Consider the following 14,363-nt stretch of genomic DNA (forward strand, 5'->3'; position numbering starts at 1 on the left):
CGTTTTGCTTTGTGCGGGTCGATGCGGGAACGGCGTCTAGCGCACATCCCGGAAGCAGCGGAAGCCCAGGTGATAGTTCCGGTGGCTGCCCTCGCTCAACACGCGGGTGCCGTGCCAGAACGGCGCGCGCCAGCGGGCCCAGTGCTCGTGGGCGCGAATCGTGTCCCAGATGAACCAGGAACCTTTCATTTCCGTCACGCCCAAAGTCGTGGAGCCTGCAGATGCCATCTGGTCCGGGGCGAGGGGCAGGTTCATATGCTCCGCCGCATTGCCGTCGATGTCGAACACACCAAGCGGCGACTGGCACGACGGGAAGCTGCCGGCGGGATAGGTGTTGGACCCGCAGCCCTGGAAGCTGCCTCCGTTGCACGACGCGTTCTTGAACGACCCCGTCGCGCAGACGCCCGATTGCCACGCGCCAATGGAATAGGTGCCGCGCGTATTGGCGTAGTGATTGTTGTGCCAGTTCCGCATCGTGTTCACGGCGGCCGACGCACCCATGCCGCGGATCATGTCGAAGGGGTAGTCGGGCGGCAGAAGCTGACCCGCCGCCGCCCCTTCCCATTCATGGGCGTCCCCGATCCGCGCGCCCTCCGCCGCACACAAGGCCGCAGCCTCATTCGCGCGGACCCAGACCACGGGATAGACCATCGGGATATTGGGATATTCGAACATGTCCGCGCAGACCGTGGCGTCACGCGGCGTCTGCGTTTCGGGATCATAAAGCGGCACCATGTAGCGCCCGCCGCAGATCCGTTCGTATTCGCGGTTGCGGTAGCTGGCCTGCACCTGCTCCACGGAACCGCCGATGCGCGCGGCCGCCTCTTCCGGGGTTAGGGGGTGTTGCGTCGCCGCAGGGTTGCCTTGCCCCATCCAGCCATTGGGCGAATTGGCGAAAATCTGGCGGACGCGGTTGACCTCCGATTGCGAGAGGCCGCGGATCTCGCGCAATTGCTGGAACAGAAGCTCATTGCGTTCCTGAAGCGACTGGGCCGAGGCGACACCGCCGGTCATTGCCAGAACCGCCGCCGCAAGCGTGGCCTTCAAGGTCGTTGCAAGTGCCATCATTCCCTCCGCAGCAGGTAGAAGAAGTCGCGATTGTCCGGCGCCGAGATAAAGCGCGGGATGCGTCCATTGTCGGGATCCGCCTCGGCCATGCCGGAGACGAGGTGTTGCACCTCCATCTCGTCATCGCCGTCCTCATCGTGGATATAGAGCGCCATATAAGTGTGCTCCTGGCTGTTCATGTCCAGAAGCATCGCGTAGTCGCATTGATAGGCTTGGAACGTGCGCGCCATGGCGGACGGCGTGGCGGTAGAGAAGTAGGCGTAGATCAGGAATTGCCGATCTTCGACCGTGCGCATGCAGGCCCCGCCGCGCAGGGTGCGCAGGGTGGCATTCGCATCACCCGACCAATTGCCGCCCCCCCAGGAGGTCACGAGCGGGCCCGGCACACCGTCTTCGATGATCGCCACGCCGTTCTGGCGCGCGAAGGTCAGTTCGGGCAGCAGCGCCTCGTCCTCTTCACGCCATGTGCGCATGGCCACTTCGCCGTCTTGTGTCAGGTACATGGTCGCCAGGTTGGGCCAGAGGCGCGAGATCAGGACCCCGTTTTGCATAAACCCGTAATGGTGGCCGTAATTGAACGTGGCGTAATTGCCGAAGCGCCACGCGCCGTGGTCGCGCTTGAACCCGCCGGTGAAGGTCGCGGCGACACGCTCCACGAAGGCGGGGTTGAGCATGCCGGTCCGCACCACGGGGTCGGGCCGGTCGAAGCCATCCGGGCCCCGCCCCTGCCCGTGGCGATTGGACGGGCGGGACGACCAGCCGAGGCGCGGATGTTCCGTGCCAAGCTCATAACCGATGTCGAAGCGCGCCATGTCGAAGGCCACGAGGTAGACATCGGCGCGCCGCTCGATCCCGTCCAGCCCGTTCGCACCGGACACCTGGAAAACCTCGTTCGCGATCATGCCCGGCTGCATGACGGAGGCGTAGATGCCGGGGCTGTCCTCCACCTCGTACCACGCACCGGCGGTCATCGCGCCCGCATCGGTCCCGACCAACTCGAACCCCATATAGGGGCGCATGTTCGGGGTGCTGTCGAGGCGGGCATTGCCCAGGAGCTCGACGCCATCAATCTCCTCAACCTCTTCCTCGCCTTCCGACGAGATCATGAACGCATCCTCGAAGAACGCGCCCTTGATCAGGTTCACGATGGATTCGCCGAAGATCACGTTGTCGCGCAGGAATTCCGCCACCGCCTCCCGCGTTGTGCGGTTGCCGGAGACGGGGTTGCGGACGAAAAGGCTCCAGTCACAAACCGGCGCGAAGGGGAGGGAGCTTTCCTGCGCCTCCTCCAATTCTCCGTCATCCCAGGGCGCGCAGGCAAAACTGTCCCCGTCGCCCTCGATCAACAGCGCCGGGCCATCCTCCTCGATCAGGGAGATGTTCCAGACATCGGGCGCGCCGTTTTCGAAATGCACGAAGCGCGAGCGCCCGCCCTCGGGCGTGATTTCGAGGATGAACCACGAATTCACGTGCGGATTGAGGGACGTCAGCGTGTAGGCCGTGCCCTCCTCGTCGGACAGGGTCTGGTCATTTCGGAACGGCTGCATCGCGAAAATGGAGCCGGGCACGTTGGCGTTGAACTGCGCCAACTGCGCTTCCGCCGTGGCGGCGTCGGGCAATTCGATGCCCTGGGCATGGGCAGGCAGAAGGCTCAGCGCCGAAACGGAAAGGGCGGCACAGGTGGTGGCAAGCGGAAAGCGGAAGAAGGGGCGCAACAAGGCGGGCAAGCTCCATCGGTCAAAAAAGGGTCCGCGCAAAGGGCAGCATGCGGAGGTATAAGAAAAAATTCCCATCCAACGTTGCAACAAAGCCGGGGGTGACGCAACGCCAACGGCGCAAGATTTGATGAAAAACGGACCGGCGATTTGCCGGTGGCCGGGTGACGCCCGCAAAAGCGGCAATTGTACACCTGAACGAATTTTGACCACACAGGTGAGGAATTAACGAACTGTTAACGCTTGGCCGCGTTACCATGACAGTTGGGGGGTGACTGTCGATCCGCATTCTGCATGGATGACAGGCCTGCGAAACGACCAGATTTTGGGGACAAACCATGGGCACAAAAGGGGTTTTCGAGACCGACGCGAGGGCAAAGGCACCGGTCACGGATGACGGCCGGGGCGCGGAGCGTGCGCGGCGATTGGCCATGAAACAGGCCGAAAAGCGCAATAAAGCGGTTACGGGCGGCTCCCTCCTGGACCGAGTCGTGACCGTGTTGGAGGACGGCGATCTGCGCATGGCGCGGACCCTGGTGGCGGAGGCAACCGAGGCCCCCTCCGCATCCGCCGCCGAGATCGCATCGGCCAAGGCGCGAATCGCATTGCGCGCGGGCGACGAGGTGGCGGCGCGCGCGATCATCGTCGCGGCCATCGAAGCCAATCCCGAAGCCACGACGTTACGTACGTTCCTGTCCGAAATGATGCTGGCCCAGGGCCGGGCAAGCGACGTGCGCCCTGTGATGACGCATCTGGGCCGCCCACCCTCCGAGCGGGAGGCGTCGGAGGCTGACGATCTGCCCCGTCCCGCGGGCTCCGCCACCTGACCGAAGACGGGCCGGGCGCCCACCCGGCCTTCCCCCGCCGCACAAACACGTTCCGCCAGGCCGTGCGGTATCGCCGCCTTTCGCGCCGCCCCCTCTTCGCCTAGACACGCGAAACCGGCAGCCTCGCGGGCAAAAAGACGCCGTTGGCCCTATCCAACGAGAACTTTGGCCCTACCGAAAACGAGACTGTTAGGCTCATTACGACGCAATCGCGGACCCACGGGGGAGTCCGCTCTTTCGGAGATTCGCCATGAAAATGACCACCGAAGAAGCCTTCGTGAAATCCTTGCAGCGCCATGGCATCCAACATGCCTTCGGGATCATCGGGTCCGCGATGATGCCGATCTCCGACCTGTTTCCCAAGGCGGGGATCAAGTTCTGGGACTGCGCCCACGAAGGTTCCGCCGGGTTCATGTCCGATGGCTACACGCGCGCCACCGGCAAGATGTCGATGATGATCGCCCAGAACGGCCCCGGTATCACCAATTTCGTGACCGCCGTGAAAACCGCCTACTGGAACCACACGCCCCTTCTGCTGGTCACGCCGCAGGCCGCGAACAAGACGATCGGTCAGGGCGGATTCCAGGAGGTTGAACAGATGGCGCTCTTCCAGGACATGGTCGCCTACCAAGAAGAGGTGCGCGATCCGTCCCGCGTGTCGGAGGTTCTGACCCGCGTGATCGCCCAGGCCAAACGCCTTTCCGGCCCCGCGCAGATTAACATCCCGCGCGATTTCTGGACCCAGGTCGTCGACATCGAAATCCCCGATCCGATTGAATTCGAACGCTCCTCTGGCGGTGAAAACTCCGTCGCGAAAGCCGCCGAGATCCTATCGAACGCGAAAAACCCAGTGATCCTGAACGGCGCGGGCGTGGTGCTCAGCGACGGCGGGATCGAAGCGTCCAAGAAACTGGCCGAACGCCTCGATGCGCCGGTTTGCGTCGGCTACCAGCACAACGACGCGTTTCCGGGCTCGCATCCGCTTTTCGCAGGGCCGCTTGGCTATAACGGCTCGAAAGCGGGCATGGAGCTGATCAAGGAGGCCGACGTGGTCCTCTGCCTCGGCACCCGCCTGAACCCGTTCTCCACCCTGCCCGGCTACGGGATCGAATACTGGCCCGCCGATGCAAAGATCATCCAGGTCGACATCAACCCCGACCGGATCGGACTTACCAAGAAGGTCACGGTCGGCATCGTGGGCGATGCGGCCAAGGTCGCAACCGGCATCCTCAACGGCCTGAGCGACACCGCTGGTGATGCTGGCCGGGCCGAGCGCAAGGCGAAGATCGCTGAAACCAAGTCGCGGTGGGCGCAGCAACTCACCGAGATGACCCATGAGGAAGACGACCCCGGCACCGACTGGAATGTCCGCGCGCGCAAGGCAAAGCCCGATTGGATGAGCCCCCGTATGGCATGGCGCGCGATCCAGTCCGCCCTGCCCCGCGAGGCGATCATTTCCAGCGACATCGGCAACAATTGCGCCATCGGCAACGCCTATCCCGATTTCGACTCCGGCCGGAAATACCTCGCACCCGGTCTCTTCGGGCCCTGTGGCTACGGCCTGCCCGCCATCGTCGGCGCCAAGATCGGCCAGCCGGACGTGCCGGTTGTGGGCTTTGCCGGTGACGGCGCGTTCGGCATCGCGGTCAATGAGCTGACGGCGATCGGTCGCGGTGACTGGCCGCCGATCACGCAGATCGTCTTCCGCAATTACCAGTGGGGCGCGGAAAAGCGGAACTCGACGCTGTGGTTCGAGGATAATTTCGTCGGGACCGAGCTGGACGAGGACGTCTCCTACGCCGGCATCGCCAAGGCGTGCGGCCTGGAAGGTGTCGTGGCCCGCACGATGGATGAGCTGACCGCGGCGCTGAACAAGGCGATCGACGACCAGATGAACCACGGCAAGACCACGCTGATCGAGGCAATGATCAATCAGGAACTGGGCGACCCGTTCCGCCGAGACGCGATGAAGAAGCCCGTGGAAGTGGCGGGTATTTCGGCGGACGACATGGTGCCGCAGGACGCCGCCTGATGGCTCAGGCGGCGGGCGCGCCTGACACAGGGCCGCTGGCCGCCATCGCCGCCCGTGCGGCGGCGGATCAAAAGCACATCGTGCTGAGCGAAGGCAGGGACCCGCGTGTGCAGGAGGCCGCGCGGGTCGCCGCATCCACCGGCCTCGCGCGGATCACCGTGGTCGGACCTGCCAGTCTTGCGAATACGCTCGGCGGGGCTGTCGCAGTCGAAGATCCCGAAACCTCGGCGCACCTGCCCGCCTTCGCCCGAGCCTTCCACGCCCTGCGCGCCCACAAGGGCGTGACCGAGGATCAGGCCGCGAAATTCGTGCGCCAACCCCTTGTCTTCGCGGCGATGATGGTGCGCGAAGGCATGGCGGACGGAACCGTAGGCGGGGCGGTCCACACGACCTCGGACACGGTGCGCGCGGCCTTGCAGGTCATTGGAAAGGCCGAAGGTGCGGCGCTTGTGTCGTCGTTCTTCCTGATGGCCTTGCCGAAAATGCACCCGATGGGAGAGAGGGGGCTCATCTTTTCCGATTGCGGGCTGGTGATCGACCCGTCGGCGGAGGATTTGGCGGCCATCGCGCAGCAGGCCGCAAATTCCGCCAGGGTGTTGCTGGCGGAGGCGCCGAGAGTGGCGATGCTGTCGTTTTCCACCAAGGGCAGCGCGCGGCATCCGGCGGTCGACAAGGTGGCGGAGGCGACGAGGTTGGCACGGGCCGCCGCGCCGGATCTGGTGATTGACGGCGAGTTGCAGTTCGACGCCGCCATGGTGCCATCCGTCGCTGCATCCAAGGCCGAAGGGTCGCCCGTGGCGGGCGATGCGAATGTGTTGGTCTTCCCGAACTTGGATGCGGGCAATATCGGCTACAAGATCGCGCAGCGGATCGGCGGGGCCACGGCGATTGGGCCGGTGTTGCAGGGCCTTGCGAAACCCGCAAACGATCTGTCGCGGGGCTGCACCGCCGAGGACATCGTGCAGATGATCGCGGTGACTGCGGTTCAGGCTCAATAGACGCGGTTGCAAGGTTGCAACCAGCATTCATCCCACTGAACCAAAACAGTTTTCCCAATTTCATTAACCTCTTGGAAACATAATACAATGCCCCGGCTCGGCCATCGCGGCCCGCCGCCGTGGCCTTAACCTCTGGCGGCTCTGGCCCTACTCCGACTCTGCGATCAGGGCGAATTTCGTGCATCTTGTTTCGGGTCCCGCGGGGGCCCTTTGGGGAGAGTCCAGACATGGCCTATGACGCATCGACCAACTCGCTTGAAGCGCATTGGATGCCGTTTTCCGACAATCGCGGGTTCAAGGAAGATCCCCGTCTGGTTGTCCGCGCAGAGGGCGTTCACCTTTACGACCATCGGGGCGGGCAGTTGCTGGATGGCTCCAGCGGTCTGTTCTGTTCCCCGGCGGGCCATTGCCACCCCAAGATCGCCGAGGCCGTCGCCAAGCAGATGACGGAATACACCTACGTCATGCCGTTCCAGGCGGGCCATCCGGGGTCCTTCGCGCTGGCCGAGAAGATTTCCCGCATGCTGCCCGAGCGGATGAACCACGTCTTTTTCACCAATTCCGGCTCCGAATCCGTGGACACGGCCATGAAGATCGTCATGGCCTACTGGAATGCGCGGGGCGAGAGCCGCCCCCGGTTCGTGAGCCGCGAGCGGGCCTATCACGGCGTGAATATCGGCGGCATCTCCCTGTCGGGGATGGTGAAGAACCGCGATATTTTCCACGCGACGGTGCCCGGCGTGATGATGCTGCGCCACACCTATGACCCGTCCGAAACTTTCATCCCCGGCGGCCATTCGGAGCATCGCGGCGAGGAGCTCGCCGATGATCTGGAGCGGATGGCCCAGACCTATGGCGGCGGCAACATCGCGGCTGTGTTCGTGGAGCCCGTGGCCGGGTCGACCGGCGCGCTGCCGCCGCCCAAGGGGTACCTGGAACGCCTGCGCACGATTTGCGACAAATACGGCATCTTGCTGGTCTTCGATGAGGTCATCACCGGGTTCGGTCGCCTTGGCACCGCCTTCGCCGCGCAGCGCTACGGCGTGGAGCCCGATATCATCACCATGGCCAAGGCGCTCACCAATGGGTCCATCCCCATGGGTGCCGTGGCCTGCCGCGATGACATCTACGAGACGGTCGTAGGCTCTTCCAAGCGGGGCCTGACGGAGTTCTTCCACGGCTACACCTATTCCGGCCACCCCGCCGCCTGCGCGGCCGGCAACGCGATGATGGAGATCATCGTCGAAGAGGATCTGATCCAGCGATCCGCCGACCTGATCCCCTATTTCGAGAGCGCCCTGATGGACGGCCTAAAGGATCACCCGATGATCAAGGACATCCGCGTCGCGGGCCTGATGGCGGGCGTGGAGGTTCACGCCGAGGGCGGGCCGGGTATGCGCGGGACGGAGTTGCAGAAACGCATGTTCTGGGATGGCCTGTCGGTCAAGTTCACCGGCGACAACGCGATCGTGGCGCCGCAATTCATTGCCGAGCGGCACCACGTTGACGAGATCGTGGGTCGGTTCCGCAAGACGCTGGATCACATGCACGCACACGGCTAGCGTTTCGGGGCGGGGGGCACCCTCCGCCCGTTTTCCTCCAGACCGGGGTTCGCCGATGTCCAAGGTTCCTTCCCACGCCCGCGTTGTCATCGTCGGTGGCGGCGTTGCCGGATGCTCCGTCGCCTATCACCTGACGAAACTGGGCTGGACCGATGTGGTCTTGCTGGAGCGCAAGCGGCTGACATCCGGGACGACGTGGCATGCGGCGGGCCTGATCGCGCAATTGCGCGCGACCAAGAACATGACGCGGCTGGCGAAATACAGCCAGGAACTTTACGGAAATCTGGAGGCCGAAACCGGCGTGGCCACGGGCTTCCGCCGCTGCGGCTCCATCACCATGGCATTGACGGAGCATCGGGCGGAGGAGATCCGGCGGCAGGCGTCGATGGCGCGCGCGTTTGGCGTGGACGTGGAGGAGATCGGCGCGGACGACGTGCTGGCGCGCTATCCCCACGTGAACACGGATGGCATGAGTGCGGCGGTCTGGCTGCCGCGCGACGGCCAGGGCGATCCCGCCAATATCGCGCTGAGCATGGCCAAAGGCGCGCGGATGGGGGGCGCGACGGTACTGGAGGGGGTGAAGGTCACGGGCGTGGACGTCGACGGCGGGAAGGTTAACGGCGTTAACTGGGAGGCCGAGGGCGAAGAGGGCACGATCAAGGCCGAGATCGTCGTGAATTGTGCGGGAATGTGGGCGCGCGATTTCGGTGCCATGGCGGGCGTGAACGTGCCCCTGCAAGCCTGCGAGCATTTCTATATCGTGACCGAGCAGATCCCGGAATTGAAGCAGTTGCCGGTTCTGCGCGTCCCCGACGAATGCGCCTATTACAAGGAAGACGCGGGCAAGATGCTTCTGGGCGCGTTCGAGCCGGTCTCCAAGCCCTGGGGGCCGATCCCGGAGAGTTTCGAATTCGACCAGCTGCCCGAGGATTTCGACCATTTCGAGCCGATCCTTGAGAATGCCTGCAACCGGATGCCGATGCTGGCGGAGGCGGGGATCCATACGTTCTTCAATGGGCCTGAATCCTTCACGCCCGACGATGCCTATCACCTTGGCCCCGCGCCGGAGGTGGAGGGCTACTGGGTCTGCGCGGGCTTCAACTCGATCGGCATTCAGTCCGCGGGCGGGGCCGGTTGGGCGCTGGCGGAGTGGATGGAGACGGGGCTGCCGCCCTTCGATGTGGGCGACGTGGACATTCGCCGGATGCAGCCGTTCCAGCGCAATAAGCGGTATTTGAGGGAGCGGGCGTCCGAGACGCTGGGATTGCTCTATGCGGACCATTACCCCTACCGCCAGAAGGCCACGGCGCGAAATGTGCGGCGGTCGCCGTTGCACGAGCATCTGAAAGCGCGGGGCGCGGTGTTCGGGGAACTGGCGGGCTGGGAGCGGGCGAATTGGTTCGCCGACGAGGGGCAGGAACGCGCCTATAAATACGATTGGAAGGGCCAGAATTGGTTCGCAAACCAGGCCCGGGAACATCGCGCGGTGCGCGAGGCGGTGGGCCTTTACGACATGTCGTCCTTCGGCAAGATCCGCGTGGACGGCCCCGACGCGGAGGCGTTCCTGAACCGCATCGCGGCGGGGAACATGAGCGTGCCCGTGGGCAAGATCGTCTACACGCAATTCCTGAACGTGCGCGGCGGGATCGAGGCGGATGTGACGATCACGCGGCTGGCCGATGACAGTTATTTCATCGTCACCCCCGCCGCCACGCTGATCCGCGACATGGCATGGTTGAAGATGAACCGGCGCGACGAGGTCGTGGTGTTGTCCGACGTCACGGCGGCGGAGGCGGTGATCTGCGTCATGGGGCCGAATGCGCGCGCGTTGATGCAGGCGGTCAGCCCGCATGATTGGTCGAACGCGGCGTTCCCCTTCGGCATGGCGCAGGAGGTGGAGATCGGCTTGGGCGTGGCCCGCGCGCACCGGGTGACGTATGTGGGCGAATTGGGGTGGGAGCTTTACGTCTCCGCCGACCAAGCCGCCCATGTGTTCGAGACGTTGAGCGAAGCGGGGGCGGATCACGGCCTGCGCCTGTGCGGGTTGCACATGATGGACAGCGCCCGGATCGAGAAAGCGTTCCGCCATTTCGGCCACGATATTTCGGGCGAGGATCACGTGCTGGAGGCCGGACTGGGCTTCGCCGTGTCCAAGGAGAAGAACGACTTCATCGGGGCCGATGCGGTGGCGCGCAAACGTGACGAAGGCCTGCAAATGCGGATGGTGCAGTTCAAGCTGACCGACCCGGACGCGATGCTGTTCCACGCCGAACCGATCGTGCGCAACGGGGAGGTGGTGAGCTACGTGACCTCCGGCAATTACGGGCACACGCTTGGTGGGGCGATCGGCATGGGCTACGTCCCCTGCCCGGGTGAGACCCCGGACGAGGTGCTGGCATCGACTTATGAGATCGAGGTGGCGGGGACGCGGGTGACGGCCGAGGCCAGTCTGAATCCGATGTATGATCCGAAATCAGAACGGGCGCGGGCCTAGGCGCTCGCCAGTCCGACGTACCGTGCCTAGCCCACCTGTTCCCGGATCGTCTCGGCGATCAGGGCGACGCCATCGGCGATCTGCGTGGTTTCGATTGTCGCGAACCCAAGCCGCACGCGGTTTTTCGGCGCGTCGTCGCGGCTGTAGAAGGCCGATCCCGGCTCGATCAGCACGCTCTTGTCGCGCAGCGCAATGGCCAGTGCATCGCAATCCAGCCCGTCCGGCCCGCGCAACCACAGGGTCGTTCCACCGGTCGCCCGCTTCAAGGCCGGTGACAAGCCATGGCGGGCCAACTCCTCCCTCAGGACATCGTTGCGATGGGACATCCGCAGCCGCATCCGCCGGGAATGGCTGTTGTAATGCCCCTCCGACAGGAAATAGGCGACCGTGCGTTGGGTCAGGCCGGGGGGGTGACGCTCCGACAGGGTCCGGATCGCGCGGGCATGGTCCACAACACGGGCATCCCCGGTCAGGTAGCCGAGGCGCAGGCCCGGGAAAATGGATTTGGAGAAGCTGCCGATATAGATGACGCGCCCCCGTTGATCGAGCGACTTGAGCGCCGGCAGCGCCGGGGAGGTGTAGCTCATCTCGTAATCGTAATCGTCCTCGATCACCGCGAAATCCAGCGCCTCTGCCCGGTCCAGAAGCGCCTTGCGCCGTGCCATCGACATGGTGGCCCCGGTGGGCGCCTGGTGGGAGGGCGTAACGAAAACCGCGTCCACCCCGTCGGGGATATGGTCGACGCGCATCCCTTCGCGGTCCACGGGGATCGGGTGGATCGTCAAGCCCTGCTGGCGCAAGAGGTTGCGCAATTCGGGATAGCCGGGGTCTTCCATCGCGACGCTTCCCCCGCGCCCGCCGAAGAGAACCTGTACCATGATCCAGAGCGCGTTCTGCGCGCCCGCCGTCACCAGCACCTCCTCCACCGAGGCCGCGACGCCGCGCCCGGACACCGAGCGGCGCACGATCTGCTCCACCAGAAACGGATCATCGCGGTCGCTGGCATCGTCCGCGATCTGCTCGAAATGCCGCTTGCCGAGCGCGCGGCGCACGCAATCGCGCCAATCGTCGACGGGAAAGCGCGCCACGTCCGGTTCTCCGAAGATGAAGGGGTACTTGAAACGCCGCCAATCGGCAGGCGTGGCCTGCGCGCCCAGGGCCGGCGGGACGGGGCCAAGGCGCGCGTCCCAATCCAGTCGCTCGTCCGCTGGTATCTTGCTTGGCCCCACAACCTCCAGCCGTGTCGGGGCATCGGGCGCCACGAAATAGCCCGAGCGCGCCACCGAAACGATATAGCCGGTGGCCAGCAGGCTGTCATAGGCGAGGCTGACCGTGATCCGGCTGATGCCCAGATGCTTGGCCAAGGCGCGCGTGGCCGGAAGCCTGTCGCCGGGGGAAAAGCGCCCGTCCCAGATCGCCCGCGTGATCGCGTCCTTCAGACGGGTTTGGAGGCCGACATTGGCGTCTTCCGACAAGAAGATGTGGTGCTCGGAAATGATGGCCATATAAACCCCGCCTTCGGATAAGGCCAAAATGCCGGGATGCCCCGGGATGGGCAAGGCCGGATAGATCTGCCCGTGGCGCGTCGGGGGTTGCACCGCGTGTCCCGCCATGGTGCGGTGTCGCCGATTTCTGAAGGAGGCCCGTCCATGTCCCAATATGCCCAGATGCAAGTCCCGACCGGGGCAGTCATCGCCGATCTGCGTTCGGACACCGTCACACGGCCCTGCCCCGACATGCGCCGCGCCATGGCCGAGGCGGAGGTGGGCGACGACGTTTACGGCGACGATCCGAGCGTCAACCGGCTGGAGGCGGCCTTGGCGGAGCGTCTGGGCAAGGAGGCGGGCCTGTTCGTGCCGTCGGGCACCCAGTCGAACCTGCTGGCGATGCTGGCCCATTGCGGGCGCGGGGAAGAAGTGATCGCGGGCGAAAGCTACCATGTGATCCGGTACGAGGCGGCGGGTGCCTCCGTTCTTGGGGGGATCGCGTTGCACGCCTTGCCCGTGGGCGAGGATGGCGGGCTGGACCCCGATCAGATCCGCGCGTCGGTGAAGGACGACGATTCCCACCATCCGGTCAGCCGCCTGCTGTCGCTGGAAAACACCAATTACGGGCGCGCTGTGTCACTGGCGCGGATCGGGGCGGCGCAGGATGCGGGCCGGGCGGAGGGATTGAGCCTGCACCTCGATGGTGCACGGTTCTTCAACGCGATCACCGCCCTTGGATGCCGCGACATCGACCTGGCGGGCGGCTTCGACACGGTGTCGGTCTGCCTGTCCAAAGGGCTTGGCGCGCCCATCGGATCGGTGCTTGTCGGGCCGGAGGATTTGTTGGCCAGGGCAAGGCGGATGCGCAAGATGCTGGGGGGCGGGATGCGGCAGGCGGGTGTTCTGGCCGCCGCAGGGCTTCACGCGCTGGAGCATAACGTGGCGCGCCTGCAGGAGGATCACGAGCGGGCGGAGACGCTCGCCAAGCATCTGGACACGCTCGGTTTGGGGGACGTCACGCAGGCCACGAACATGGTGTTTCTGACCCCCCGAGCGGATCTGGACCTGTCGATCCTGCCCGCCCACGGATTACACGTCGCGGCACCGGACCCGGCCATGCGCCTTGTCTTGCATCGCGATATCACCGAGGCGGGATTTGCCGCCGTGCTTGCCGCCTTCACGATGCTGGCCGAGGCGAAGGGCGCGGCCTGATGCGGGTGCTGATCACAGGCGCGGGCGGCATGATCGGCGCCCGGCTTGCCAGGCGCGTCGCGCGGGATGGCCGGATCGGGGACAGCCCCGTTACGCATATGATCCTGACCGATCTCCACGCGCCCAATGCGCCAGATGCACCGTTCGAGACCACGTCACGCGCGGCCGATTTGGCGACGGAGGCAGGGCGCGCCGCCATCCTGCGGGAGCGGCCCGACGTGATCTTCAACCTTGCCGCAATCGTCTCGGGCGCGGCGGAGGCGGATTTCGAGCTTGGATACCGCTTCAACCTCGACGCGACGGCGGCGTTCCTCGATGACATTCGGCGGATGGGCGGCGCGCCCAAGGTGATCTCAACCTCCTCCGTCGCCGCGTTCGGTGGGGATTTGCCCGATATCGTGCCCGACGATCATTGCCTGACGCCGCAGAACTCCTACGGCACCCAGAAGGCGATGGGGGAGCTTTTGCAGGCCGATCACACGCGGCGCGGCCATCTGGACGGACGTTGCGTGCGGCTGCCCACAATCTGCGTGCGACCCGGCGCGCCCAACGCCGCCGCGTCCGGCTTCATCTCGGGCATCATCCGGGAGCCGCTGGCGGGTGTTGAGGCCGCCCTGCCCGTGTCGGATGATCTGAGGGTCTGGATCGCGTCACCCGATTGCGCGGTGGAGACGCTGTTGCATGCCGCCACGCTTCCGCCGGGCGCACTTGGCCCCGGCGCGGTCGTGTCGGGGCGGGGCATCAGCGTCACGATCGCGGAGATGCTGGAGGCGCTGGAGCGGGTGGCGGGCGCAAATGTGCGCGCCCGCGTGACGCCGCACCCCGACCCCGTGGTGGCCGGTATCGTGGGTGGCTGGCCCAAGGCCTTCGCCTGCACGCTCGCGAAACACCTGGATTTCCCGGTCGATGATGGCATCGACAGCATCATCCGCGCCCATATGGACGGATCGTCGAGCTGACGCGGCATC

10 protein-coding genes are annotated in these 14,363 nt (G+C 65.2%); 7 read left to right on the top strand and 3 right to left on the bottom strand.

Annotated features, from left to right (window positions below):
* Positions 1 to 36 precede the first annotated feature (36 nt).
* Both KUW62_RS10350 and KUW62_RS10355 read right to left on the bottom strand, forming a co-directional pair.
* Complete coding sequence (locus KUW62_RS10350; protein WP_224815405.1) at positions 37 to 1,065, bottom strand: SUMF1/EgtB/PvdO family nonheme iron enzyme; 1,029 nt, start codon at positions 1,063 to 1,065, stop codon at positions 37 to 39.
* The gene (locus KUW62_RS10355) at positions 1,065 to 2,786 is read right to left on the bottom strand and encodes a hypothetical protein (RefSeq protein WP_224815406.1); all 1,722 of its coding nucleotides are present in this window, start codon (positions 2,784 to 2,786) and stop codon (positions 1,065 to 1,067) included. The genes KUW62_RS10350 and KUW62_RS10355 overlap by 1 nt, the downstream gene beginning before the upstream one ends.
* A 428-nt stretch (positions 2,787 to 3,214) precedes the next feature.
* Between KUW62_RS10355 and KUW62_RS10360 the strand changes: the two genes are divergently transcribed.
* The 5 genes from KUW62_RS10360 (at position 3,215) to KUW62_RS10380 (ending at position 10,696) form a co-directional block, all read left to right on the top strand.
* On the top strand, positions 3,215 to 3,610 hold the full coding sequence (locus KUW62_RS10360; RefSeq protein ID WP_224815407.1) for a hypothetical protein: 396 nt from the start codon (positions 3,215 to 3,217) through the stop codon (positions 3,608 to 3,610).
* 250 nt (positions 3,611 to 3,860) lie between these two features.
* Positions 3,861 to 5,642, top strand: coding sequence for a sulfoacetaldehyde acetyltransferase (gene xsc, locus KUW62_RS10365; protein WP_224815408.1), 1,782 nt, complete (start codon positions 3,861 to 3,863; stop codon positions 5,640 to 5,642).
* Positions 5,642 to 6,640 carry a phosphate acetyltransferase gene (gene pta / locus KUW62_RS10370; protein WP_224815409.1) on the top strand — a complete coding sequence of 333 codons (999 nt, stop codon included), beginning with the start codon at positions 5,642 to 5,644 and terminating at the stop codon, positions 6,638 to 6,640. The genes xsc and pta overlap by 1 nt, the downstream gene beginning before the upstream one ends.
* A 227-nt stretch (positions 6,641 to 6,867) precedes the next feature.
* A complete protein-coding gene (locus tag KUW62_RS10375) occupies positions 6,868 to 8,202 on the top strand; it encodes an aminotransferase class III-fold pyridoxal phosphate-dependent enzyme (RefSeq protein ID WP_224815410.1) in 1,335 nt (444 codons plus the stop codon).
* A 55-nt stretch (positions 8,203 to 8,257) separates the two neighbouring features.
* The gene (locus tag KUW62_RS10380) at positions 8,258 to 10,696 is read left to right on the top strand and encodes an FAD-dependent oxidoreductase (protein WP_224815411.1); all 2,439 of its coding nucleotides are present in this window, start codon (positions 8,258 to 8,260) and stop codon (positions 10,694 to 10,696) included.
* A gap of 26 nt (positions 10,697 to 10,722) precedes the next feature.
* Here the strand turns inward: KUW62_RS10380 and KUW62_RS10385 are convergent, their stop codons facing one another.
* A complete protein-coding gene (locus KUW62_RS10385) occupies positions 10,723 to 12,201 on the bottom strand; it encodes a PLP-dependent aminotransferase family protein (RefSeq protein ID WP_224815412.1) in 1,479 nt (492 codons plus the stop codon).
* 144 nt (positions 12,202 to 12,345) lie between these two features.
* On the opposite strand from KUW62_RS10385, the gene ltaE reads away from it, so the two are divergent.
* Positions 12,346 to 13,395: a low-specificity L-threonine aldolase gene (gene ltaE / locus KUW62_RS10390; protein WP_224815413.1), complete on the top strand. Its 1,050-nt coding sequence runs from the start codon at positions 12,346 to 12,348 to the stop codon at positions 13,393 to 13,395.
* Positions 13,395 to 14,354: a D-erythronate dehydrogenase gene (gene denD / locus KUW62_RS10395; RefSeq protein WP_224815414.1), complete on the top strand. Its 960-nt coding sequence runs from the start codon at positions 13,395 to 13,397 to the stop codon at positions 14,352 to 14,354. Before ltaE ends, denD begins: the two co-directional genes overlap by 1 nt.
* Positions 14,355 to 14,363: the final 9 nt, after the last annotated feature.

Source organism: Hasllibacter sp. MH4015, from assembly GCF_020177575.1.
Classification (GTDB): Bacteria; Pseudomonadota; Alphaproteobacteria; order Rhodobacterales; family Rhodobacteraceae; genus Gymnodinialimonas.